Genomic DNA, 23,598 nt, shown 5'->3' on the forward strand with positions numbered 1-23,598 from the left:
CTCCTGCGCGCAGGGCAGGTGCCGCACCTCTAAGCCGACCCTGCTCTCCGGCTCCGTCGAGATGCAGCACAACGGAGGCATCCACCCACGCGAGATCACTCAGAACAAGACGCCTGCACGGCTTCGGGCGTGGTCATGACCTCGTCGTGTACCTGGCCCACCAGGGTCGGCACGGTGATGAGGGAGGCATACGTCACGGGGACTGCTCCTCCAAACGGAAGCCGGTGCGTTCGAGAACGGCCTGGTCGAGGCGGTCGTATCCGCCGTCCCAGCCGATGACTTTCGAGAACTGCTCACCGACGGAGCGGCCGGTCAGCGGCTGGTGCAGGATCAGGGCCCGGATCTGGGCGAACTCGGCGGAATGCCTGGCCCAAGCCACCGCAGTGGAATTGGCCCCCAGGCACACCGACAGTAGGGCCTTCTTCATGTTCTTGGTGTCCGGGTGGTCGGCGGCGTAGCGGAGGGAGCCGATGATGTCTCGGTACTCGGTGAGGCCGATCGTGCAGATGCCGCAGTTGCAGTACCCGCTCATGCCGTGGTTGCGCAGATCGTCGGTGAGCACGTTGTAACCGGCCTAGTGCAGGGCCTTGTACGCGGAGAGGAAGGTCACGTCGAAGCCGCCGAAGCGGTCCCAGCCGGGCAGGTGTCCGGGGTAGCCGTAGCGGTTGCCGGGGGGAAGGGGTTGTGGATGATCAGCCGGTCGGAGTCCGCCGGGATGAACCCCCCTTCGAGAGCCAGGCCGTCCATTGACGGGAACGTCACGTCCTCGTAGGTCGGTCCGACTTCGGAGGGGCGGCGGAGCAGTGGGGCGCGATGGCGGTCGGTGGTGCCCTCCGTCCGTTGCCCGACGAACCCGTTGAACGCCGGCTCTGCCATGCCGACTTCGGTCGTGGTGTGCTTCTAGCGGGTGGATGCTGTGGGTGTTACAGGCGGCGGTTTGCGACTTCTGCTCTGAGGGCGGACGACTACCGGGCGACGTAGCCGCCGTCCACGGGCAGGGCGACGCCGATGACGAAGCTCGCTCCGGGGCTGCACAGCCACAGGACGGCCTGGGCGATCTCCTCCGCGGTACCGAGCCGATTGATGGGCTGGTTCGCTTCCGCCTCGGCGCGGTCGAGTTCACCCTTGGTGATCATGTCGCTGACCATGGGGGTGTCGATGGTGCCGGGGCAGACGGCGTTGACGCGGATACCGCGAGGGGCGTATTCGAGAGCGGCGCTGGTGGTCAGGCCGATCACGCCGTGCTTGGAGGCGTGGTAGGAGGCGCGGCCGGGCAGGCCGACCAGGCCACCGAGGGAGGAGCAGTTGACGATGGCTCCGCTGCCCTGGGTGCGCATGTACCGCAGTTCGTGCTTCATGCCGGCCCATACGCCGCGGAGGTTGATGGCGTTGACGCGGTCGAAGCGCTCAGCGGGTTCGTCGGCCGCGTCGCTGGGCGGGATTTGGATTCCGGCGTTGTTGTAGGCCATGTCGAGGCGGCCGAAGGTCGCCACCGTGCGGTCGACCGCGGCGGCGACCTGGTCCTCGTCGCCGACGTCGCAGGTGAGGGCGAGTGCTTGGCGGCCGGTATCGGTGAGTTCCGCGACCGCCGCGTTCAGTGCGGACTCGTCGATGTCGGTGAGGGCGACGGCGGCTCCGGCCTCGGCGAAGGCGCGGGCGGTCGCCAGGCCCATGCCGGAGGCGGCTCCGGTGACGAAGGCGACCTGGCCGGTGAAGTCGTAGACGGGGTTCATTCGTGTTCTTCCTTCCGGTGGAGACGTCAGGACTGTGGTCAGCGGTGTGCCGGTGCCTTGGCGGCTTCCTCGGCAGGCGCGGGGGCGGGGGCGTCCGAGGGGGCAGCGCGCTGGGTCACGATCCGCGTTGTGGTGGATGTACCGCGCACGGCGAGGGTGATCAGGGGCAGCAGCGTGAGTACGGCGATGGCGGCGCCGACCAGGGGCGGTCCCGTCAGGCCGAGGGAGGAATCCAGGGCCGTACCCGCGAGCGCCGACCCGACGGCGATGCCGACGTTGAAGGCGGAGGTGGTCAGCGCGGAGGTCAGGGTGGGGGCGTCGCCCGCGAAGCGGACGGCCAGCGCGGTGACCACCGGGTTGACCGCGAATCCGGCCAGGGCCATGAGAAAGACCAGGACGACGGCTGTGACGGGGTTGGCGGACAGCGGGATCAGCAGGAGCAGGACCAGGGCGGTGGCCGTGGCCGCGGTGATGGTGGTGGCCATCGGGCGGCGGTCGCCCAGCCGGCCTCCAGTGGTGGTGCCGCCGAGGGCGCCGGCTCCGAAGGCGATCAGGGTGAGCGGTACGACGCTTTCGGGGATGCCGGCGCGTTCTGTCAGCAGCGGGGTGACGTAGCTGTACGTCGCCAGGACACCGCCCATGATCAGCATGGCGGCGGCGAGCGCCAGCCACAGCTGGTCCTGGCGCAGGGCACGGACCTCGGCCCGGACCGACACCTCGGCGCGCCGCCCGGTCGCGGGGATGAAACGGCCGATGAACACGGCGGCGACCCCGGAGAGGACGGCCAGCGCCCAGAAGGGGCCGCGCCAGCCGGTGAACTGGCCGGCGAGGGAGCCGATGGGCACGCCGATGACGTTGGCGAGGGTCAGGCCGCCGATCATGACACCGATGGCACGGGCCGCGTTCCGCGGTCCGGCGGCGGTGGTGGCGACCACTCCGCCGACGGACCAGAACGCTCCGGTGGCCAGCGCGGTGACCACACGGGCGCCGAGGACCACCGTGAAGGAGGTGCTCAGGGCCGCGATCACGTGTCCGACGCAGAAGATCGTGAGAGCCAGGACCAAGGTTTGGCGTTGGGGCAGGCGCAGGGTGGCCAGGGCCATGGCCGGTGAGCCGACGATCATGCCGATGGCGAAGGCGGTGATCAGCAGGCCGGCGTGGGAGACGCTGACACCGAGGTCACCGGAGAGTTCCGGCAGCAGGCCGGCGACGACGAACTCGGTGGTCCCCATCAGGAACGTGCCGGCGGCGAGCACCCAGACGACGAAGGGGAGCTTGCCGGGGGTGGTCCCGGACGCGGAAGGCATGTGCGTGTTCTCTCTGTGTGATGCGGAAAAGGGCAGGTCAGGGTGAGGGCCGGAAGGCCGTCGGGAGGGGGCGCGGGGGCAGGGCGGGACGGGACGGCCGGTGGGCGCTGGGCTGCGATCGCGTCCTTCACGGTTCCACGGCCGGATCAGGCGAAAAGGGGAGAACTTCGTCCCCCTCTTGCCCGGTGCGCCTGCCTGAGGGGACGCGTAGTCGCCCGGGTCAGGGGACGGTTTCGATGGTGACCTCGGTGGCGGTGGCGAGGCGCTCGGTATCGCCGTCAGCCACACGGCCGAGGATGACCAGACCGGCGTCCGGGGCGGCGCCGCCGTCGCGGTAGTAGAGGGCCAGGTTGCCCCAGGGGGCGTAGTAGGCCAGGTCACCGGCCTCGGCCGCGGCTGCGTCCGGCGCGTCGGCGGTGGTCAGACGGCGGGGCAGGTCGGCAATCCGCTCCGTGTGGTGGAAGTCGCTCAGGTTGAGGGTGAGCGGGAGCAGGGCGGCGAAGTCGCGGGCGGTGGCGCTGTCGTTCAGGGTGGCGCCGATGCGGTGGCTGCCGTCGATGGTGAGGCGGATGTTCATGGCGGTGGTCCTGCGGCGCGTCGGGGAGGGGACAGGGGGCGACGACGCTTCCCGTGCCGAGGGCGCCGATGCTCTTGAAGGAGTGGAGGGCGACGAGGGTGCGTCGTCGGTGCAGGCGGTCACGGCCAGCAGCAGGGCAGCCGGGACGGCGCGGGCGAGGGAGGAACGGGACGAACGGGCGGCCGGGATCACAGGGGCGTCCAGGGGCTGCGGTCGGACCAGGTCACGGTCGGCCGACGGGATACCGCGGGAAGGCAGCGGTGCCGTCGGGACCCAGGCGTTGCGCGGGCCCGAGCCGTGCACGCGCGGTGTGCGGCCCGGGGGCGGAACGGGTACGGGGCGACGGTCAGGGCTTCAGCAGTGCCTTGATGGCGCGGCGCTCGTCCATGGCCTTGTAACCCTCGGCGACCTGGTCGAGGGGCAGGGTGAGGTCGAAGACCCTGCCCGGGTTGATCCGGCCGGACAGCACCCGGTCGATCAGGTCAGGCAGGTAGCGGCGGACGGGAGCCGGGCCCCCGCGCAGGCCGACCTGGGAGAAGAACAGCTCCTGGCCGTCGACGGCCACCTCGTGCGGGACGCCGACGAAGCCGACGTTGCCACCGGGGCGGGCGGAGTGCAGGGCCTGCCGCATGGACTCGGCGGTGCCGACGCACTCCAGCACCGAGTCCGCGCCGATGCCGCCGGTCAGCTCCTTGATACGGGCGACGCCGTCCTCGCCGCGCTCGCTGACGATGTCCGTGGCACCGAACTCCACGGCCAGCTTCTGCCGGGACTCGTGCCGGCTCATCGCGATGATCCGCTCGGCGCCGAGTTCCCTGGCGGCGATGACACCGCACAGGCCGACCGCGCCGTCACCGACCACGACGGCCGTCGAACCGGGCTTGACCTCGGCGGCGAGGGCGGCGTACCAGCCGGTGCCCATCACGTCGGAGACGGCGAGCAGGCTGGGTACGAGGTCACCCGACGGGTGCTCGTCGGTGGCGACCAGGGTGCCGTGGGCGTTGGGGATACGGACGTAGTCGGCCTGGCAGGTGCTCATGAACTCCCGGTGCAGACAGGAGGACTGCCAGCCGTTACGGCAGTTCGCGCAGGTGTTGTCCGAGGTGGCGAAGGAGCCGACCACGAACTGGCCCGGCTTGACGTGGGTGACCTCGGCACCGACCTCCTCGACGATGCCGACGTATTCGTGTCCCATCGGGTGCGGGTCGCCGATGGGCTCCAGGCCGCGGTACGGCCACAGGTCCGAGCCGCACACACAGGTGGCGACCGTACGGATCACCGCGTCGGTGGGTCGGCTGATCTTCGGGTCGTCCAGGGTTTCGAAGCGCACGTCGCCGGGGGCGTGGATGACTGCTCCGCGCATGATCGTGTTTCCTTCACTGCGAGGGTGGGGATGCCGTAGCCGACATCGGCCACGGCGGCTCACGATCGAGGCTCACCCGGGAGGGCCGGCGCGAAAAGAGGAGAAAACCATCCGGGGAAGGGAACATCCTGGGAAGAAACTCTCCCCCCTTCCTCCCGTGCGATCGGTGTCATGCTGGCGGCATGACCAGCAATGTCCCCCTCAACGAGCTGGGAGAATTCCTCAAGAAGCGTCGCTCGGAGCTGAGCCCGCGCGCGGTCGGACTGCCCGAGACCGACAGGCCCCGCCGGGTGGCCGGGCTGCGCCGTGAGGAGGTCGCCCAGCTCGCCAGCATCAGCACCGATTACTACACCCGCCTGGAACAGGGCCGGATGCAGGCATCCGCGCCCGTGCTGGACGTCCTGGCCCGGGTGCTCCACCTGGACGACGACGAACGCGGCTATCTCTTCCAACTCGCCGGCAAGACCACCACCCGCACCCGGCGGCGCGGTCGGCAGAAGGTCCAGCCACAGCTGCAGCGGGTCCTGGACGACCTCACCGCGACCCCGGCCATCGTGCAGGGCCGCCGCGGGGACATCCTCGCCTGGAACGCCCTGGCCGCCGCCCTGGTCACCGACTTCTCCCGCATCCCGGAGAAGCACCGCAACTATCCCCGGATCCAGTTCACCGATCCGGCCATGCGCACCCTGTACGCCGACTGGGAGACCTCCGCGCAGATCGCCGTCGCCCAGCTGCGGATGGAGGCGGCGAAATACCCCGAGGACCCCCGCCTGATCGAGCTGGTCGGTGAACTGTCCCTGCGTGACAAGCAGTTCGCCCAGTGGTGGGGCGACCACCGCGTCGCCGCCCGAACCGTCGGCACCAAGACCCTCAACCACCCGGTCGTCGGCGAACTCGTCCTGGACTGGGACACCCTCACCGCGAACACCGACCCCGACCAGCACCTCACCGTCTGGACCGCGGCCCCCGGCTCCGCCACTCACGACCGCCTGCGCATCCTCGCCTCCTGGGCCGCCGACCAGCACCTGTCGGCGTCGCAGCCACTCAGCTGACGGCATCGGCCGGTCACGTCGAACTCGCCCTGCCGGGCGGGCCGGCCCGGGGCCGTGGCGCCGCCTGTGCCTGACGGGCCGTGCGGCGCGCCCGGCTTCGCCGGCCGCGGGGACGAGCAGGCAGTTCTTCTGCAACGCTCGCCGCCGCAGGCCCACGCGGGGCAGAGACCGGTGTTCTGTGGACATACGCTGTGTTGCCTCATGTCGTGCTGCGGCTGAGGGGGCGAAGTTGCGTACGAGTGGGGGCTCTTCCGGGTCGGTGGCGGAGGTACACCAGTAGGCGGCCGGTGGCGGAGGTACACCGGTAGCCGGCCGGTGGCGGACTGGGAGGGCCTGACGGCGCGCGAGCGCGCACTGGGGCTGCGCGAACGGCAGTACATCGCGGATGCGTTGGCTAAGGGGGCCGGCCTGGTCAGCGGTGACCACCGGCATTCACTGGGCGCAACTTCTTCCAGCCGACGGTCCTGGCGGATGTGCGCGACGATGCGCTGATCTTCCAGGATGAGACATTCGGCCGGTGGCGCCCCCATGGCGAGCGGGAAGTTCCACGGGGTGACGAGAACGAACCGAGCAGGCCCAGGTATCGGCCGCGGTGGCCACGCGGAATGAACTCGGTGATCATGCCCCAGCTCGCGCGCCAAGGAGTTGGTCATGCCGATCAACGCCGACTTGGAGCAGTGACCACATCCCAGCAGAACTTCGCTCTGTGCGAGCAGGCCCAGGTTTTTTTGTCCCGTGACGTGCACCATCTCGTTATCGACGGCCATAGCGTCCCGGCCGCGTCCGGGCAGACACTGACCACCGTCAATCCGTCGACTGGCCGGTCGGCCCGACGCCCAGCACACGGTCGGCGATCCAGCTGTCACCGAGAACACTCAGGGTGGCGCCGATGAGTTCGTCGGGGCCGTCGACGACCTGCGCCACGGCGGCGGACCTGCCCTCGGCCACCTGGGCGAGGACCGGCCCGAGATGCGGCCGGTCCGCGGAGTCGATGCGCTGCACGAGGACGTCGAGTTCGCCGCCGCAGGTCAGGCCGACGGCGAAGGCGTCGTCGTCGGAGTAGCCGAACCAGGCGCGCTGCGGCGGGCCCTGGTCGTGCAGCACCTGTCGGCACAGCTCGTACACCGCGCCCTCCACGCAGCCCCCGGAGATGCTGCCGACCGCATTGCCGTCCTGGTCCACCGCGACGGACGTGGCGACCGGCAGGGGCGCGCTGCCGTGCACGTCGACGACGGTGGCCAGGGCGAAGGGGCGTTCCTCGCGGCACCAGCGCTCCAGCGCGTCCGCGATGTTCAACATGGGGCTCTCTCCAGGGAATCGCCGTTCGTGGGGCGGGCCCGCCGCCGCGCCGACGAGGAGTGCGTACGCGGCGGGGGCCCTGGGGTCCGGTAGCGGCAGGGCGGGCTGCCGGACCCGGTCGATGGACGGGCCGGTGTCAGAGCAGTGCCTCGGCGGTGATCGGCAGTTCGCGGACCCGGCGGCCGGTCGCGTTGAACACGGCGTTGCCGATCGCGGCCGCCACTCCGACCTGGACGACCTCGCCGAGCCCCTTGACGCCGAGCGCGTTGCCCGCGTTGTCCTCGCCGTCCAGGTAGATGGCTCTGACCTCGGGGACGTCCGCGTTGACCGGCACGAGGTAGTCGGCCAGGCTGGCGTTGACGATCCGCCCGTCGCGGTGATCGGTGACCGTGTGTTCGAGCAGGGCCGTGCCGATGCCGCCCACGATGCCGCCGATCGCCTGGCTCTCGGCGAGCTTCGGGCTGATGATGCGGCCCGCGTCGTACACGCCGAGCATCCGCCGCACCCGCACCAGCCCGAGCGTCGCGTCGACGGCGACCTCGGCGAAGGTGGCGTTGTAGGCGTAGTACGACTCTCGCTCGGGACTCGGCGGCCCGGTGTAGGAGCCGAGTGCTTCCAGGTGGGAGCGGTCATTGCGGGCCAGCAGGCTCCGGTACGTCTCCCCGCGCGCCGGGTTGCCCCGCACATGCAGCCGACCGCCCCGGACCACCACGTCATCGGCGTCCACCCCGTACAGCGGCGACCGCTGGTCCTCGACGGCGAGCCGGATCGCCTGCTGCCGTACCTGGTCGCAGGCGTCGACGACGGCGGAGCCGACGCTGGACATGGTCGCCGAGCCGCCGTGCGGCGAGGTCGGCGGGTAGAGGGAGTCGCCGAGCCGGAAGGTGACCGTACGCATGGTCAGCCCGAGGGCATCGGCGGCGACCTGGGTCTGGGAGGTGTAGGTGCCCGGCCCCATGTCGCTGGTGGCCGCTTCGACCACGGCGGTGCCGTCGGCGTCCAGGCGGGCCCGGGCCTGCGCCGGATAACGCCCGGGGTCGTAGACACCGGCGGCCATGCCCAGGCCGATCAGCCAGTCATCCTCGCGCCGCGCACGCGGCCGGGACGAGCGACGGTGCCAGCCGAACTCGCGGGCGCCCACGGTGTAGCACTCGCGCAGTCGGCGGGTGGAGAACGGCAGGTTCTTCGCCTCGTCCTCGTGCGGTTCGTTGCGCCGACGCAGCTCCACGGGATCGATGCCGAGTTCGTGCGCGAGCTCGTCCATGGCCGACTCGATCACGAACGACGCAGAGGCGAAGCCGGGGCCGCGCATCCAGATCGGAGTGTTCACGTTGAGGGGGACCGTCCGATACGTCTGGCTCACATGGGGCATGCTGTAGAGCATCTGTCCCGCGCCCATGACGGCCTCGGTGAACGTCTCGTACGAGGAGGTCTCGGCGTCGATGTCGTGGACCGCGGCGTTCAGTCGGCCGCGCCGGTCGCTGCCAAGCCGCAGCCGGTACGCGTACGACGGCCGGAATCCTGTTCCGAAGTACATCTGCCGGCGGCTGAGCACCAGCTTGACCGGACGGCCCGTCTCCCGCGCGGCCAGGGCGGCGATGATGGTGTGCGGCCAGCAGCGCAGCCCGCTGCCGAAACCACCGCCGACGAACGGGTTGATGACGCGCACCGACTCCGCGGGCAGGTCGAACACAGCGGCGAGTTCGTCATGGGTGCCCATCACCCACTGCGTCTTGTCCCACACGGTCAGCCTGTCGCCGTCCCAGCGGGCGATGGTGGCGTGCGGCTCCATCGGGTTGTGGTGATTGCGCGCCAGCTGGTACGTCACATCCAGTCGTACGGCCGAGGAGCGCAGCCCGGCTTCCGCGTCGCCGCGCGCGTAGTTCGTCGGCTCTCCCGGCTCGGCCTCGTGCAGATCGGTCGAGGGCTGCTCGGCGTCGTAGCGGATCCTGACCAGGCTCGCCCCGTGCTGGGCGGCCTCCAGGGTGGTGGCCACCACGACGGCGACCGGCTGGCCGTGGAAGAGCACCCGGTCGTCCTGGAAGACGCGGAGCCTGCGGCCGGGCGGGTTGTTGGAGCCGGGGTTGTCCCGGTAGGGCAGGGTCGGCGCGTTGCCGTGATGGATCACCCGCAGCACGCCCTGCTGCTTCTCTGCCGCGCGGGTGTCGACGGACGTGATACGGCCGCGTCCGATGCTCGCGTCGACGATGACGGCGTGCACGGCTCCCTCGACGGTGGGGGTCCCCCCGCGCGAGGTTGTTCGAGCGTGGGGGAGCTCGGCGGCGTACAGCGCTTGGCCGGTGACCTTCAGTCGGCCGTCCACCCGGGACAGCGGCGCGCCCACGGCTGCCCGCGGTTGGGGGCTCACTTCGTACCTCCTACGACGCGCAGCTGGCGTTCGACGGTCCGCTTGAGCAACTCGACCTTGAATCGGTTGTGTTGCAGAGGGCGGGCTCCTTCGGAGGCCCGCTCGGCGGCGGCCTTCCACAGCGATTGCGAAGGACGCTCGCCGACGAGGTGCCGCTCGACCGCGGGCAGTTTCCACGGCACCGTGCCCACTCCGCCGGCCGCGACCCACGCCTTGCGGATCACCCCGCCGCGTACGTGCAGTGCGACGGCTGCCGAGGTCAGCGCGAACTCGTACGACTGCCGGTCACGTACCTTCAGATAGCCCGATGTGAGCGGACGCGGAAGAGCGGGGATCTCGACCGCCGTGATCAACTCGCCCTGCCGGACGGCCTGTTCGTGGTCCGGAGTGTCGCCCGGCCGCAGCAGGAAATCGGCGAACGGTACGATGCGCGCGCCCTCCGGCCCGACGAGGTGCACTGTGGCCTCCAGCGCGGCGAAGGCGACCGCGACGTCGGAGGGGTGGGTGGCGACGCAGTGGTCCGAGGTGCCGAGGATCGCGTGCATCCGGTTGAAGCCCTCCCGGGCCGCACAACCCGAGCCGGATTCACGCTTGTTGCAGTCGGCGGTCACGTCACGGAAGTACGTGCACCGGGTGCGCTGCATGATGTTGCCGCCGATGGTGGCCATGTTGCGCAGCTGGGCCGAGGCGCTCAGCTCCAGCGCCTGGGAGACGACCAAGTATCCGGCGCGCACCGCTGGGTGGGCGGCGGCCTCGGCCATCCGCACCAGCGCACCGATACGCAAACCGCCCTCCTTGGTGACCAGCACCTCGCCGAGCGGCAGGCCGGAGATGTCGACCAGGGTCTCGGGGCGCTCGACGGTCTCGCGCATCAGGTCGACGAGCGTGGTGCCCCCGGCGATGTAACGCCCGCCACGCCGGCCGGCGTCGAGGGCCTCACGGGTGTCGGAGACACGGGTATAGGCGAAGGGATGCACGGGTCATCGCCCCCTTACTTCCGGCCCGCGGTCTGCTCGACCGCGCGCACGATCTTCACGTAGCAGCCGCAGCGGCAGATGTTGCCGCTCATCCACTCCCGGATCTCCTCCGGCGAACCGGTGTGGCCCTCCCGAATGCAACCGACACCGGAGAGGATCTGGCCGGGGGTGCAGTAGCCGCACTGGAAGGCGTCCTGGTCGATGAACGCCTGCTGCAGTGGGTGGAGTCGGTCGCCGTCGGCCAGACCTTCCACGGTCGTGACCTCGGCGCCTTCGAGACGGACGGCGAGCGTCAGACAGGAGTTGACCCGTCGCCCGTCGACCAGCACCGTGCACGCCCCGCAGGCCCCGGCATCGCAGCCCTTCTTGGAACCGGTCAGGCCGAAGTGCTCGCGCAGCAGGTCCAGCAGCGAGGTGCGGTTGTCGACCGTCACGGTCCTGCGGGTGCCGTTGACCGTCAACGACACACGGCTCGCGGGCGACGCCCCCGCCGCACTCGCCTCTTCAGCGCCGACGAGGAACGACCCTCCGGCCACAACGGTGCCGCCTACCGCGGCCGTGGTGGCGATGAAGGTGCGGCGGCTGGGCGCCGAGGACGACTCGCCGGCTTCGGTGGGAGGAGGAACAGCGGATTCAGGCAGGTCAACAGACATACGTACGCCTCGCATCACATACGGATCAGTCGTACAGGGCAGTGGGCCGGCAGGCGGGATCGTCGTCACCGCGCAGGACCGGCGACCTCGCGCCTCGGCGGCGGGTCGCGCTGGAAGTCTTGCACCACCAGCCGCACCGGTGGCAGGGAGATTTTTATCCCCCCTTGGTTTTCTCGCGCGTGAGCAACAGCTAGACGCGTACTTCGCGGGTCGCTGATTCGTATGGTGTGACCGGTCAGGGGGTGTCCTGGGCCGGTGGTGTGGCCTTGGGTGGGGCGTGTCGATGACTTCCGGGTTCCCGCGGCCACGGTCTCAGCGCCAGCGTTGTGAAGTGGCGGGTGACCTTCGTGGCGGAGAAGCGTCTGGGCGCTCTGCCTGTCGCTGCCGAGTCTCTGCGCCGGCTGGATGTCGTCTGACAGATTCCTCCAGGATGGTCCGGCCTCCCGTTCCAGCAGGGACATCTGCTGGGAGGCTGCGGGACCTCAGCGCCGCCGGACTGATCGCCGCCTTGGCGGTGTCCACCACGATCGTCGACACCTCCGCGGTTCACAGATCAGTGCGGGCGTTGCGATGCCCGTCTCTTCGACCGCCGAGAGGATGGGCACACAGATCAGACGGGCGTACTCCTCGATCGACGGCACCGGCTGGCAACCGGGACGCTGGGTGGCGAAGCCGCCCCGATATTGAGCGAGCGCGCCCGCCCCCCACCATGCCCCTCAGACGACGCCCTGGGCCGTCATCGCCTCGGCGACGCGCAGGAACCCCGCCGCGTTGGCGCCGAGCACGTAGTCGTCGGCGTCAGCGCCGTAGGCCTCGGCGGTGGTACGGCATTGGGCGTGGACCTGGCGCATGATCGCGGCGAGTTGGTCCTCCGTCCGCTCGAAGGTCCAACTGTCGCGGGAGGCGTTCTGACGCATCTCCAGCGCGGAGGTCGCGACACCGCCGGCGTTGGCCGCCTTACCGGGGCCGAAGAGCACCCGCGCACCCCGGAACACCTCTACCGCCTCGGGTGTGCAGGGCATGTTCGCGCCCTCGGCGACGGCGAGTACACCGTTCTTCACCAGCGCCACAGCGTCCTGCTGCCGCAACTCGTTCTGGGTCGCGCACGGCAGGGCGATCTCGCACGGCACGTCGAACACCGACCCCCGCGCGGAGAACCGGGCGGTCGGCTTCGCGTCGGCGTAGGCGGAGATCCGCTCGCGGCGCACCTCCTTGACGTCCTTGAGCAGGCCGAGGTCGATGCCGTCCTCGTCGACCAGGTAGCCGGAGGAGTCGGAGCAGGCCACCACGCGTCCGCCGAGGGCGTGGACCTTCTCGACGGCGTAGACGGCGACGTTGCCCGATCCGGAGACCACGACCCGCCGTTCGCCGAGGTCGAGGCCACGCGTGGCGAGCATCTCCTGGGCGAAGTACACCGCACCGTAGCCGGTGGCCTCGGTACGGGCGTGCGAGCCGCCCCAGCCGACCGGCTTGCCGGTGAGGACGCCGGACTCGTAACGGTTGGTGATCCGCTTGTACTGGCCGAAAAGGTAGCCGATCTCCCGGCCACCCACCCCGATGTCCCCGGCGGGCACGTCGGTGTGCTCGCCGAGATGCCTGTACAGCTCCGTCATGAAGGCCTGGCAGAAGCGCATGACCTCGGCGTCCGAGCGGCCCTTCGGGTCGAAGTCCGCTCCACCCTTGCCACCGCCGATCGCCATGCCGGTCAGCGCGTTCTTGAAGATCTGCTCGAAGCCGAGAAACTTGACGATGCCGAGGTTGACGCTGGGGTGGAACCGCAGACCGCCCTTGTACGGGCCGAGGGCGCCGTTGAACTCCACCCGGAACCCGCGGTTGACCCGCACCGTTCCCCGGTCGTCCACCCACGGGACACGGAACAGGATCTGCCGCTCGGGCTCACACAGCCGCTCCAGGATCCGGGCCTCGACGTACTCCGGGTGAGCCCGGAGTACGGGGACCATCGCGTGCAGGACCTCCTGCGCCGCCTGGTGGAACTCCACCTCCCCGGGGTCCCGTCGGCAGATGTCCGCGTAGACGGCCTCGATGTGGGCGCTGACGTCCATGTGCGCTGTCTTTCTGTTCGGGTACCTGGCCGCCCGGCCGTACCGGCCGCCGGTACGTCCGGGCGGTGGCGAAGCGGGAACGGGCCGGAAGGAATGAGGTGAGGTATGACGAGGTCCGCCCGAGCCCGGTTGTCACCGAGCCGCCGGGCGGCCGTGGAGAGCGCGGCGCGTCGGCACCGGCGGCGGGAACGGGCGCGGAGGCGCTGTCCGGCTCATCCTGCTTGATGCCGGTCAGCCGTGGACCAGCCGATCAGGGCGCCCCGCAGTGCCGCGATGAGGTGTGTGGCGGCGTCGTCCTCGGTATGGCCGCTCTTGATGAGGTCGAGGATGTCCCGAGGGTCGAACAGAGCGTTCCACAGGTAGAGGGCTTCGTCCCCGAGATCCCCGAGGCCGAGATCCTCGGCTGCCTGCCGCAGCGGTTCGGCCAGTGCCTCGGCCTGTGGCATGAGATAGCCGGTGTCCTCGCGGAGTCGTTCCAGGTAGCCGCGGTGCGAGCGCATCTGTGCCATCGCACCGCCGTGTTCGAGGACGAGTGACACCCAGTACCGCGACACCGCGTCGAGTCGTGCCATACCGCGCGTGGTCTGCTGTTCGCTGAAGTCCCGTAGTTCGGAACCGACTTGGGCGCGGAAGGCGTGCAGGACCTCCTGGACGGAGGAGAAGTGGCGGTAGGCCGTCGCGGTGGACACCTCGGCGTGCCTGGCGATCTCGGCCAGGCTGACCGGTGTGGGCGAGTTCTCGAACAGTCGCGCGGCGGCCTTGATCAGCTGCCTGCGGTTGCGCTCGGTGTCACTGCGCATGGGTCGACTCCTCGCTGTGTACGGGGCGGCGCTCATCGCAGTGTCAGCAGGCCGTCGGCGAGCCGGCGGACGCCCTCGATGATGGACTGCGGGCTCGCAGCGTACGACAGCCGCAGGTGTCCCTCGCCCCGCGACCCGAATTCGCTTCCCGGCCGGACCGCCACGCCCTGCGCGCGCAGCGCCGCCACGACGTCGACGGAGGGCAAGTCGATGTCGTAGCGCGGGAACTGGTAGAAGGCGCCCTCGGGCGCGCTGAGGGTGAGGCCGGGGATCGCGGCCAGTTCCTTGCGCATGAGCTCGCCCCGCTCCTCGTAGGCGGCGCGCATCCGGGTGACGTCGTCGGCGCAGCTCTGCACCGCCACCAGTGCGGCATCCTGGATGAAGGTGTTGACCGAGCCGTTGAACGTGTTGTGGACGCGGGCCGCGGCCTCGATGAGCGCCGAAGGTCCCCAGAGGTAGCCGACGCGCCAGCCGGTCATCGCATAGCTCTTGGAGAAGGTCTGGCAGTAGACCGTACGGTCGCGCAGGCCCTCGACCGAGATCGCCGAGGTGAACGGGCGGCCGGTGAAGTCGAGGTCGGAGTACGCCTCGTCGGAGATCACGATCGTCGAGGTGCCGTCCAACAGGTCGGCGAGCGCCCCCAGTTCCTCACGGCTGTGGACGATGCCGGTCGGGTTCACGGGGTTGCAGAAGACGAAGAGCCTGGCGTCCGTGAGGGCGTCGGCAAGGCGGTCGAGGTCCCAGTGCAGGTCCGGTGCGAGGGGAACGGGCACGACGACGCCTCCCGCCATGGCCACCAGGTCGGCGTACAGGGAGTAGGTGGGGTCGGGGACGACCACCTTGTCGCCGGGGTTCACGATGCCGAGGATCGAGGCGGACAGGCCGGCGGTTCCGCCCTGGGTGATCAGGATGTCGGCCGCGGAGACCGCTGTCGCCGCGGTGACGGTGAGCTTCTCGGCGAGTGCCTCGCGCAGAGGCGGTTCGCCGAGCAGAGGCGAGTAGTGGGTGCGTCCGGCGCGCAGCGAGGCGAAGGCCGCCTCGGTGACCGGCTCCGGGGTGTCGAAGTCTGGCTCACCCATGGCCAGGGAGACGAGGTCGCCCCGGGACTGCGGCTGCTGCGTCCGGCGCGAGGCGGCCGCGATCCGGGCGACCGCCTCGGCGGTGGCGAACCGGGGCGGCTGCGAGGTGATGGTGGGCGGCATGCGCTGCTTCTCCTGTCAGTGGGGGTGGTCAGGCCTGCGGTGCGGTGCCGGCGGGCGCGCCCGCCCAGCGGCTGACCTCAAGGTCGGTGGAGGTGTCGCGCTGTCGGGTGGGAGCGACGACGATCTCCTGGAGGACCACGCGCTGGGGGAGCGTCACGGCGAGACGGACCGCTTCGGCCACGTCCTCGGGCTGCACCATGCCGGCGCGCTCCTCCGGGGCCGGCGGGCGGGCGCGGTGGTCGAGGATGGGGGTGTCCGCCTCGCCGGGCAGCACGGTGATCGCGCGCAGCCCCTGGTTGCGGAACGTGTTGTGCAGGAACGTCATGAAGTTCCGGACCCCGGCCTTGGCCGCGCCGTAGGCGGCGCCGCCGAGCAGGTTGGGGTTGACGGCGGCGAGCGAGGAGACGGTGACGATCGTGCCCGTGCCGCGGTCGAGCATGTCGGGCAGCACGGCCTGGGTGAGCTGGAAGACCGCCGTGAGGTTCACTTCCAGGACCTGGCGCCACTCGTCGTGCGGGAGCCACTGGGGGTTGAGCACCGACGACGAGCTGCCCGCGTTGTTGACCAGCACGTCGACGGGGCCGAGTCCGGTGCGGACCCGGTCGAGGACACGGGTCATGTCGTCGACGCGGGTGATGTCGGCCGCGAGGGCGAGGGCGGTGCCGCCCTCGGCGCGGATCGTCGCCGCGGCCTTGTCGAGCGCCTCCTGCCTGCGGCCGACCAGGACGACGGAGAAACCGTCCAGGGCGAGCAGGCGCGCGATCTCGAGTCCCATCCCGCTGCCCGCTCCCGTGATCAGCGCGGTTCTGCCGGGCGACGTGCTCATGGGAGGACCATCCTTTCTGGACAGATTCGAGAATTCAATTGCAACTGAGAATATATTCTCAGATTGTGTGCGACAAGGGTGCAGTGAAGCCGAGGGCTCCGAACACCTCGGCCGCCGCGTGTCCCAGGGCGCGCACCTGCGCCTCGCGCCGCGCGAACCGCCGGAGCGAGGTCTCGCGCTCGGTCCAGCGGAACCGCAGTTCCCGTCCAGGACCGGCCTGTCCGAGCAAGGGGAGGGCGGCCCGTGAGGCGACGCCGACGATCGGATAGCCAGCAGTCAGGCTCCGGTAGCGACCGAGCACGATCAGCTCGTCCGCGTGCGGGATCTGCAGGGCTCCGATGGGCACCCCGTGCGACACGATCTCGGCGTCGCTGTCCGGGTGCATGACCGGCCCCGCGAGCCGCAGTCCCACATGGTTGGACCGCGGGGTGACGACGTACACCGAGTCCTCGATCAGCTCGCGGATGCCGGGAATCGTGTGGATGCCGTGGCTCGCGACCACGTCGACGACCCAGGGGCCCTCTTCGAAGCGCGGCACGGGCACGGCCAGCCGGAACAGCGGCGGTTCGAAGACACGGCGGCCGAACCCCCGGAACTCCGTCTCCACCAGGACGCGCGCACCCGGCGCGAGGATCTGCCCGAAACCCATTCTGGCGTCCGGGGCCGCGCTCCCCAGCAGAGTCGGCGCGGTGAGCATGCCGTTCACGGCCAGGTAGGTGCGCGTCCCGCGGCTCATGTCCGCGCGGACCCGGATCTCCTCGCCCGCCGGCACCACCAGAGGGGTCCAGCCGTCGACGGTCCCGCCGCCGACGGTGACCTCGGCGGGGGCACCGGTCACGGCCAGCAGGACATCGGCGTCGGGCACCAGGGCCAGTTCGCCGCCGAGGTTCTCGATCAGCGTCGCGCCCCGGGGGTTGCCCACGAGGAGGTTCGCGACGGCCGCCGAGTGCTGGTCGGCCGCCCCGCCGGTGGGCACACCGCGCTGTTCCGTGTCGCGCCGTCCGAGGTCCTGGAACGTGGTGACCCATCCGGTGCTCGTGATGTCGAGTGCCACGGTCGTCATGCGGGTTCCTCCACCGGCAGCAGGAAACGGCCGTCCACTGCTCCGGCCTCGTCCGGTGCGACGGGGACGAAGCGCACGATGTCGCCGGCGGCGAACGAGACGGGGTCGGGGCGGGAGATGTCGACGATGGTGTGCGGGGTGCGTCCGACCACCCGCCATCCGGTCGGGCCGGGGAACGGCTGGATGATCGCGTTGGTCCCTGCGATCATGATCGACCCGGGGACGACGTCCGTCCGGGGCTCGGCGCGCCGGCGCACCGGCCGGGGAACCTTGAGACCGTCCATCATCGGCGCCATCGCCGCACCGAGAAGGCAGATCGTGAAGGTGGACCCGGCGATGGCCTCGACGACCTCGGAGGAAGCCATCCCCAGTTCCCCGGCCACGGACGCCAGGTCGGGACCGTGCTCGTCGTCGAAGACGACGGGGATGGCGAACGTCCGCACCGCCCGCGCGCCGGCTCCGTCGTCCCGGGGCGATGGTGCCCACTGCGCCACCAGGCGGGCCGCGTACTCCACGTGCGGGAGCGCGGTCTGCAACGGGTCGAACTCGATGAGCAGGGATTCGAGACCGGAGACGACGTCGAGCACGCCGTGCGGGCGGTGAGCCAGGAACCGGTCGCGGAAGGCGACGATGCCGGCTCTGCGGATCGCCTGGTCGGTGTGGGGGATGGTCACCATCACCGCCGAGTCCCCGAAGGGCTCGACGGTGATGACGCCGTACTGTGCTGTGGTCATCTGCTGATCCCGCGTCCGGTCCCTCAGCGGGCGAGCGCGGCCTCCGTCTTCCGAGCCTTCTCCGCCAGGACGTCGCGCAGTCCGGCGACGCGGATGTCCGCCTTGTCGAGCTCGGCCCGCAGTGCGGTTCCGTTCGCGAGGACGGACGGGTGGTCGCCGTGCAGGAGAAGGATGTCGGCGTCGTGGCCGAGCGGTACCACGTTGCTGTTCACCGAGCGCACGGTTCCCTCCTGCACGACCTGGACGCAGCGCCGGCCGATCAGCTCGGGGTCGTGGATCAGGCCGCCCTCGTGCGAGCGGGGGACCGGCATCCCGTCGTCGCCGTAGCCGCGGTCGGCCAGGAAGACGTAGCCGACCTCAAGGCCGCGCTTGCGGGACTCCTCGGCGAGCAGACCGCGCTGACAGATCACGATGTAGTCGGTGTTGTAGGCGGCGATCGCGTCGGTGATGGCCCGGGCGTGCTTGGCGTCGGTCTGCGCGATCGAGCCCATCCGGCCGTGCGGCGCGACATGGCTGATGGTGCCGCCGTGCACCCGCGCGAAGGCGTCGAGGGCGCCGAGCTGGTAGAGGACGTCGGTGCGGATCTCCTCCTCGGTCGCCTCGATCAGGCGACGGCCGAAGCCGACCAGGTCGGGGTAGCCGGGGTGGGCCCCGAGTTCGATGCCGCGCTCCACGCAGTCGGCGACGGTGCGGTCCATGATGCGTGGGTCACCGGCGTGGAAGCCGCAGGCGATGTTCGAGGAGGTGACGAGGCCGAGCAGGGCCGCGTCGTCGCCGATCGTGTAGTTGCCGAAGCTCTCACCGAGATCGGCGACGACGGCTACGGAGTTGATTCCCATGATGTGCTCCTGAGGTGGGGAGGATGACTCAACGGACAGCGACACTTTCGATTCCGTGCAGGAAGGCTGCCGTGACCAGGGTGACGGGGTGGGCCCCGAGGTCGATGCCGCGCTCCGCGTAGTCGGCGACGGTGCGGTCCATGATGCGCGGGTCACCGACGTGGTAGCCGTGGGTGATGTTCGATGAGGTGACGAGAACGAGCGGGACCGTGCCGCCGAAGCGTTCGTCGGTCCTTCGGCCGGGATCGGTGACTGCGTCAGGACGTGCGCCCATGACGGCTCCCGGCGTGAAGGAGTGGTTCACCTGGCGGCGAGAGGACGGCCCTTGGTCTCGCGCAGGAAGGCGACGGTGACCAGCGTGATCAGGGCGGTGAGGATCGAGGCGTACGCCGGAATCAGGTTGGAGCCGGTCGACTTGATCAGCTCGGTCATCAAGAGCGGGGCGCTGCCGCCGAAGATGACCGTCGAGATGCTGAAGCCGATGCTGTAGGCGGAGTACCGCACGGTCGTCGGGAACATCTCGGCGAGCACGGTGTGGACGACCGCTGCGTGACCCGAGAAGGCGATGGCCAGCACGATGGTGCCGATACAGGCCAGCCCGAACTCGCCCGTGGTGATGAGCCGGAACATCGGGTAGGAGACCGCCGCCATCGCGACGGCGGAGCCCGCGAGTACCGGTTTGCGGCCGATACGGTCCGAGAGGCGGGCCATGAGCGGGATGCAGACGGCGATCGCGACCAGACTGAACGCCGTGACGGTGAGCGCCCTCAGCATCGAGAAGTTGTGCTCTCCGAGCGAGGTCTTCAGATAGGTCGGCATGTAGACGAAGAGCAGGTAGTAGCCGGGGCCGTTGAGCGCGGGAAGGAAGATCGTGAGGGCGATCGCCTTCAGGTGGCGAGGAGAGGTCAAGGCCTCCCGCAGGGGATTGCGCGCCACGGTGTTCTGCTCGCGCAGGGCCTCGAAGTGGGGGGTCTCCTCCAGCCGTCGGCGGATGTAGAAGCCGACGTATCCGAGCGGGACGGCCAGGAGGAACGGCAGGCGCCAGGCCCACGAGGTCATCGTGTCGTCGCCGAGCACCGTGATGAGGATGGCGGAGAAGGCGCTGCCGAACATCAGGGCGATGAACGAGCCGACGGCGATGAAGCTCATCATGTAGTTGCGGCGCGCGTCCGGGGCGTACTCGCCGACGAAGGACATGGCGCCGGCCACCTCGCCGCCCGCGGAGAAGCCTTGCAGGATCCGCAGAAGGAGAAGGAGGCCGGGTGCGGCGACGCCGATGACCGAGGAGGAGGGGATCAGGCCGATGGCCGCGGTGGCGACGGAGATGAGGACGAGCAGCGTGGCCAGAAGCGACTTGCGCCCGATCTTGTCCCCGAGGTACCCGCAGATGACGCTGCCGAACGGGCGGGCGACGAAGCTGACCAGGAAGCCGACGTTGGTGAGGAAGAGGCCGCCGGAGTCGGCGTCGCCCATGATGTTGATCGCGAGATAGGTGACGAGCAGGCCGTAGATGCCGTAGTCGTACCACTCGACGAAGGACCCGATCGCGCCCGCGACCGTGGCCTTGCGGACGACCTTCTCGTCGGCGGTGACCACGCCGGCCGCTGGGGCGTCGGGGCGCTCCGACTCCGCGTCATGGCGATCTGGTGTGGTGTCGAGCCGGTCTGACGTTGTCATACGCGTTCACTTTCGGTGTCGCGGACTCCGGAACGGTGTCCTGAGAAACGTGTGCTCAACGTGGCTGCTGCCAACGGCTGTTCCTGTTCCGAGCCGCGCTCCGTTCGTCGCGTGTTCCGGAAGGGGTGGTGGCGGAACACGAGGGAGGGGGCGGCATGGGTGCTCTTCAGGACCCCGTCCGTCGAGGGCTTGTGGTGGCCCGGCCGGGCTCACCGCCTGCTCGGCTCGCTGTGTCCGGCCGGGGGTGGGCGGCGCGGTGGAAGCCGCGGAACCATTGCGGAGCCGAGGCGAGGCTTGAATCGCGAATGAGAATAGATTCGCATTCTGGGGTGGTCAAGGATGTGTGTTGCCCTCACGTTAACCTTGCGCTTCCATCGCGATTCGGCCTTCGGCTCCGTCCTTGTGCAGCGCGGATGGCGTGGGATTCCATGGCCTGCGGGCGTCTCGGGCGGTCGCTTTCAGTCCTGGGTGAAACCCCCGATGCCCAGGTCGATGCGGTCACCCTCTCTTCGCGAGCGCCTATCCGGTGGGTCGCCCCCGTCACCCCCGTCACCCCCCATCCTGCCGCGGTCTTGCCCAACGCCTCTTGTTTTGCGCCGCGGATGGATGCACACTGACTCTCGCGAAACGCGAAACGTTTCGCATTTTCTGATCGGAAGGCGATCAACCCATGCCCCCCATTGCCGCGGCCTCGGCACCACGGGGCCCGTGTCACCCGATCGGAGCATCCAACGGACACGGACGCACCGTCGCGGTGCCGGGCGGCCACCGGCGGTCGCCGGGGCCGGCGGACCGGGCGGAGGCCGAACACCCGGCCGGGCCCGAGCCTGCGGCCCAGCAAGAGAAGGCCGAGGACGCGGGGAAACCCGGCCACCCGCGGACGTCGGGGGTGCGCGCGGCGCGGGCGCTGTCCGCCGTGCCCCCGCTCCCCCCAACCACAGCAATCGAAGGAGCCTGCGATGACCCAGGACAACGTGCGCGTGACCGGCGCGTGGGAACGCGCCGACGGGCAGGTGCTCGACCGGTTCCGCCGCCACTCCGTGGCCAACCTCGGTGATGCGCTGGATCGCCTCAACATCGTCGACGGCGGCATCGCGCCCATCTGGCACGGGGCCAAGGCCGTCGGCACCGCGCTTCCGGTCATGACCGTGGCGGGCGACAACAAGGCGGTGATCGCCGCGCTGGAGCACATCCGCCCCGGTGACATCGTCGTCATCAACGCCTTCGGCTACGACGGACGCGCCGTCATCGGCGACAACCTCGCCCAGCGCTTCGCCGCGTACGGGGCCGTCGGCGCGGTCGTCGACGGGTACGTACGCGACGCCGCGATCATCGCAGAACTCGGCGTTCCGGTCTTCGCCCGCGGGCTCACCCCAGCGGGCCCCTTCAAGAACGGGCCGGGCGCCATCGGCGAACCGGTGGCCATCGGCGGTGTCGTGGTGAACCCCGGTGACATCGTCGCCGCCGACGGCGACGGCGTCATCGTCATCCCGCCCCACCGCGCCCAGGAGGCGCTCACCTCGGTCGAGGAGATCGTCGCCCGCGAGGCCGCGCTGGACGCCGAGGCCGAGGCACTGCGCAACGCGGCGGCCCGATGAACGACCGGATCCGCGAGTCCGGCCGCCTCCGTGTCGCGGTGGCCGCCCCGCTCTCCGACGAGAACCGCGCCCGCCTCCAGGAGTTGGAACCGCGCATCGACCTCGTCGTGGACCCCTCTCTGCTTCCGCCCATGCGCTGGCCCGCCGACTTCGCGGGGGACCCGGCCTGGCGGCGTAACCCCGCGCAGCAGCGCGCCTATGAGGAGGCGCTCGACTCGGCCGACGCCCTGTACGGCATTCCCGACGTGGACCCGAAGGCCCTGACCCGGGCGGTGCGGGCCAACCCGCGGCTGCGCTGGGTGCACACGATGGCCGCGGGCGGAGGAGGCCAGGTCAAGGCCGCCGGACTGAGTGACGAGGAACTCGACCGGGTCGTGTTCACCACCTCGGCCGGCGTGCACGGACGTCCGCTCGCAGAGTTCGCCGTCTTCGGCGTGCTCGCGGGGGCCAAGGACCTGCCCCGTCTCACCCGGCAGCAGCGCGACCGAGAGTGGAGCGGCCGTTGGCCGATGGGGCAGGTGAACCAGCAGACCGTCCTCGTGCTGGGCCTCGGAGGAATCGGCCGGGTCGTCGCCGCGGCGCTGCACGCGCTGGGCGCGAAGGTGATCGGCACGAGCAGACGGGACATCACCGTGCCCGGAGTCTCCGCCGTGATCCACCCCGACCGCATCGTCGTGGCGGCCCCCCTCCTCGACGCCGTCGTGAACACGCTCCCCGGCACGGCCACCACCGAGCACCTGCTCGGCAAGCGCTTCTTCGACGCCCTACGGCCCGGCGCCACTCTCGTCAACGTGGGCCGTGGAACGGTTGTCGACGAGTCCGCCTTGGTCGACGCCCTCGACGCAGGGCGTGTCGGTCTGGCCGTACTGGACGTCTTCGAGACCGAACCGCTGCCGGCCCACAGCCCTCTGTGGGATCACGACCGGGTCCTGGTGAGCCCGCACACGGCCGCGCTGGATCCGGGCGAGGACCGCCGTATCGCCGAACTCTTCGCAGCGAACGCCACGCGGCTCCTCGACGGGCACGACCTCCTCAACCGTGTGAACACCGTCGAGTTCTACTGATCAGGAAGGCCACCACGCAGGTGCAGGTGACTTCCGCTTTCGATCACACCGGCCGGGTGGCCCCGGTCGCCGGATCGAGCCGCGGCATTGGGCTTGCCTGTCCGCCGGCCGAAGCCGGGGCCACGATTGTGTTCAACGGCGTCACCAACCAGTCGTGGGCATCACGTGCTGGGCGGCGCAGGTGGTTCATCGGGCCTGAGTCGACTCGCGGCCCATGGCGGCCAGGTTTCGGTCGACTCTGTTTCGGTGGTGGCCGGGTGTGGCTGTGCCGCAGGAATGCAGCAGCCAGGGCAGTTCCGGCAGATCCGTTCCTCGACCGGGCCGCGCTTCATCGTGCCGGAGCCTCTTAACATCGGATCTCTCTTTAGTTGATGTGGACGCGTCATCGCTTGAGCGGTAGCTT

The 23,598-nt window shown here is 70.2% G+C and carries 21 protein-coding genes and 1 pseudogene; 3 read left to right on the plus strand and 19 right to left on the minus strand.

Translation table 11 applies throughout. The features are described 5' to 3' along the window. Positions 1-193 precede the first annotated feature (193 nt). The 6 genes from E0500_RS25090 to E0500_RS25115 all read right to left on the minus strand — a co-directional run bounded on the left by E0500_RS25090 (position 194) and on the right by E0500_RS25115 (position 4,980). Complete coding sequence (locus E0500_RS25090) at positions 194-562, minus strand: hypothetical protein (protein ID WP_131562484.1); 369 nt, start codon at positions 560-562, stop codon at positions 194-196. A gap of 44 nt (positions 563-606) precedes the next feature. Further along, positions 607-876 carry a hypothetical protein gene (locus E0500_RS25095; protein WP_131562482.1) on the minus strand — a complete coding sequence of 90 codons (270 nt, stop codon included), beginning with the start codon at positions 874-876 and terminating at the stop codon, positions 607-609. 89 nt (positions 877-965) lie between these two features. Continuing rightward, positions 966-1,733 carry a glucose 1-dehydrogenase gene (locus E0500_RS25100; protein WP_131562480.1) on the minus strand — a complete coding sequence of 256 codons (768 nt, stop codon included), beginning with the start codon at positions 1,731-1,733 and terminating at the stop codon, positions 966-968. Between the two features lie 38 nt (positions 1,734-1,771). Continuing rightward, the gene (locus E0500_RS25105; protein ID WP_131562478.1) at positions 1,772-3,040 is read right to left on the minus strand and encodes an MFS transporter; all 1,269 of its coding nucleotides are present in this window, start codon (positions 3,038-3,040) and stop codon (positions 1,772-1,774) included. A 220-nt stretch (positions 3,041-3,260) separates the two neighbouring features. Continuing rightward, on the minus strand, positions 3,261-3,920 hold the full coding sequence (locus tag E0500_RS44155; protein ID WP_309505136.1) for a cyclophilin-like fold protein: 660 nt from the start codon (positions 3,918-3,920) through the stop codon (positions 3,261-3,263). A gap of 43 nt (positions 3,921-3,963) precedes the next feature. Beyond that, entirely contained in the window at positions 3,964-4,980 is a 1,017-nt protein-coding gene (locus tag E0500_RS25115; RefSeq protein ID WP_131563761.1) for a zinc-dependent alcohol dehydrogenase family protein, read from the minus strand. Between the two features lie 182 nt (positions 4,981-5,162). Here E0500_RS25115 and E0500_RS25120 point away from each other — a divergent pair, with 182 nt between their 5' ends. After that, positions 5,163-6,032, plus strand: a complete 870-nt coding sequence (locus tag E0500_RS25120; RefSeq protein ID WP_131563760.1) for a helix-turn-helix domain-containing protein — start codon at positions 5,163-5,165, stop codon at positions 6,030-6,032. An 828-nt stretch (positions 6,033-6,860) separates the two neighbouring features. Here E0500_RS25120 and E0500_RS25125 read toward each other — a convergent pair. From E0500_RS25125 to E0500_RS25185, 13 genes and pseudogenes are all read right to left on the minus strand, one after another. After that, positions 6,861-7,331: pseudogene (locus tag E0500_RS25125) on the minus strand (XdhC family protein); the annotation flags it as partial. A gap of 136 nt (positions 7,332-7,467) precedes the next feature. Further along, positions 7,468-9,699: a xanthine dehydrogenase family protein molybdopterin-binding subunit gene (locus E0500_RS25130; RefSeq protein ID WP_131563758.1), complete on the minus strand. Its 2,232-nt coding sequence runs from the start codon at positions 9,697-9,699 to the stop codon at positions 7,468-7,470. Next, entirely contained in the window at positions 9,696-10,676 is a 981-nt protein-coding gene (locus E0500_RS25135) for a xanthine dehydrogenase family protein subunit M (protein ID WP_131563757.1), read from the minus strand. Before E0500_RS25135 ends, E0500_RS25130 begins: the two co-directional genes overlap by 4 nt. Positions 10,677-10,690: 14 nt before the next feature. Next, a complete protein-coding gene (locus E0500_RS25140; protein ID WP_131563756.1) occupies positions 10,691-11,329 on the minus strand; it encodes a (2Fe-2S)-binding protein in 639 nt (212 codons plus the stop codon). Positions 11,330-12,045: 716 nt separating this feature from the next. After that, the gene (gene gdhA / locus E0500_RS25145; protein ID WP_131563755.1) at positions 12,046-13,392 is read right to left on the minus strand and encodes an NADP-specific glutamate dehydrogenase; all 1,347 of its coding nucleotides are present in this window, start codon (positions 13,390-13,392) and stop codon (positions 12,046-12,048) included. A 212-nt stretch (positions 13,393-13,604) separates the two neighbouring features. Next, entirely contained in the window at positions 13,605-14,192 is a 588-nt protein-coding gene (locus E0500_RS25150) for a TetR/AcrR family transcriptional regulator (RefSeq protein ID WP_131563754.1), read from the minus strand. A gap of 32 nt (positions 14,193-14,224) precedes the next feature. Continuing rightward, positions 14,225-15,394, minus strand: a complete 1,170-nt coding sequence (locus E0500_RS25155; RefSeq protein ID WP_131563753.1) for a pyridoxal phosphate-dependent aminotransferase — start codon at positions 15,392-15,394, stop codon at positions 14,225-14,227. Between the two features lie 28 nt (positions 15,395-15,422). Further along, entirely contained in the window at positions 15,423-16,220 is a 798-nt protein-coding gene (locus E0500_RS25160; protein ID WP_131563752.1) for an SDR family oxidoreductase, read from the minus strand. Positions 16,221-16,278: 58 nt separating this feature from the next. Beyond that, on the minus strand, positions 16,279-17,283 hold the full coding sequence (locus E0500_RS25165) for a biotin-dependent carboxyltransferase family protein (RefSeq protein WP_131563751.1): 1,005 nt from the start codon (positions 17,281-17,283) through the stop codon (positions 16,279-16,281). Beyond that, positions 17,280-18,017: an allophanate hydrolase subunit 1 gene (locus E0500_RS25170; protein ID WP_131563750.1), complete on the minus strand. Its 738-nt coding sequence runs from the start codon at positions 18,015-18,017 to the stop codon at positions 17,280-17,282. Before E0500_RS25170 ends, E0500_RS25165 begins: the two co-directional genes overlap by 4 nt. 23 nt (positions 18,018-18,040) lie before the next feature. Then, the gene (locus tag E0500_RS25175) at positions 18,041-18,856 is read right to left on the minus strand and encodes a LamB/YcsF family protein (RefSeq protein WP_131563749.1); all 816 of its coding nucleotides are present in this window, start codon (positions 18,854-18,856) and stop codon (positions 18,041-18,043) included. A gap of 28 nt (positions 18,857-18,884) precedes the next feature. After that, the gene (locus E0500_RS45055; protein ID WP_131563748.1) at positions 18,885-19,130 is read right to left on the minus strand and encodes a LamB/YcsF family protein; all 246 of its coding nucleotides are present in this window, start codon (positions 19,128-19,130) and stop codon (positions 18,885-18,887) included. Positions 19,131-19,156: 26 nt separating this feature from the next. After that, on the minus strand, positions 19,157-20,533 hold the full coding sequence (locus tag E0500_RS25185; RefSeq protein WP_131563747.1) for an MFS transporter: 1,377 nt from the start codon (positions 20,531-20,533) through the stop codon (positions 19,157-19,159). A gap of 959 nt (positions 20,534-21,492) precedes the next feature. Here E0500_RS25185 and E0500_RS25190 point away from each other — a divergent pair. Together E0500_RS25190 and E0500_RS25195 are read left to right on the plus strand one after the other, a co-directional pair. Then, the gene (locus E0500_RS25190) at positions 21,493-22,131 is read left to right on the plus strand and encodes an RraA family protein (RefSeq protein ID WP_131563746.1); all 639 of its coding nucleotides are present in this window, start codon (positions 21,493-21,495) and stop codon (positions 22,129-22,131) included. Further along, a complete protein-coding gene (locus tag E0500_RS25195) occupies positions 22,128-23,195 on the plus strand; it encodes a D-2-hydroxyacid dehydrogenase (RefSeq protein WP_131563745.1) in 1,068 nt (355 codons plus the stop codon). The genes E0500_RS25190 and E0500_RS25195 overlap by 4 nt, the downstream gene beginning before the upstream one ends. Positions 23,196-23,598 lie beyond the last annotated feature (403 nt).

Source organism: Streptomyces sp. KM273126, from assembly GCF_004337435.2.
GTDB classification, from domain to species: Bacteria; Actinomycetota; Actinomycetes; order Streptomycetales; family Streptomycetaceae; genus Streptomyces; species Streptomyces acidicola.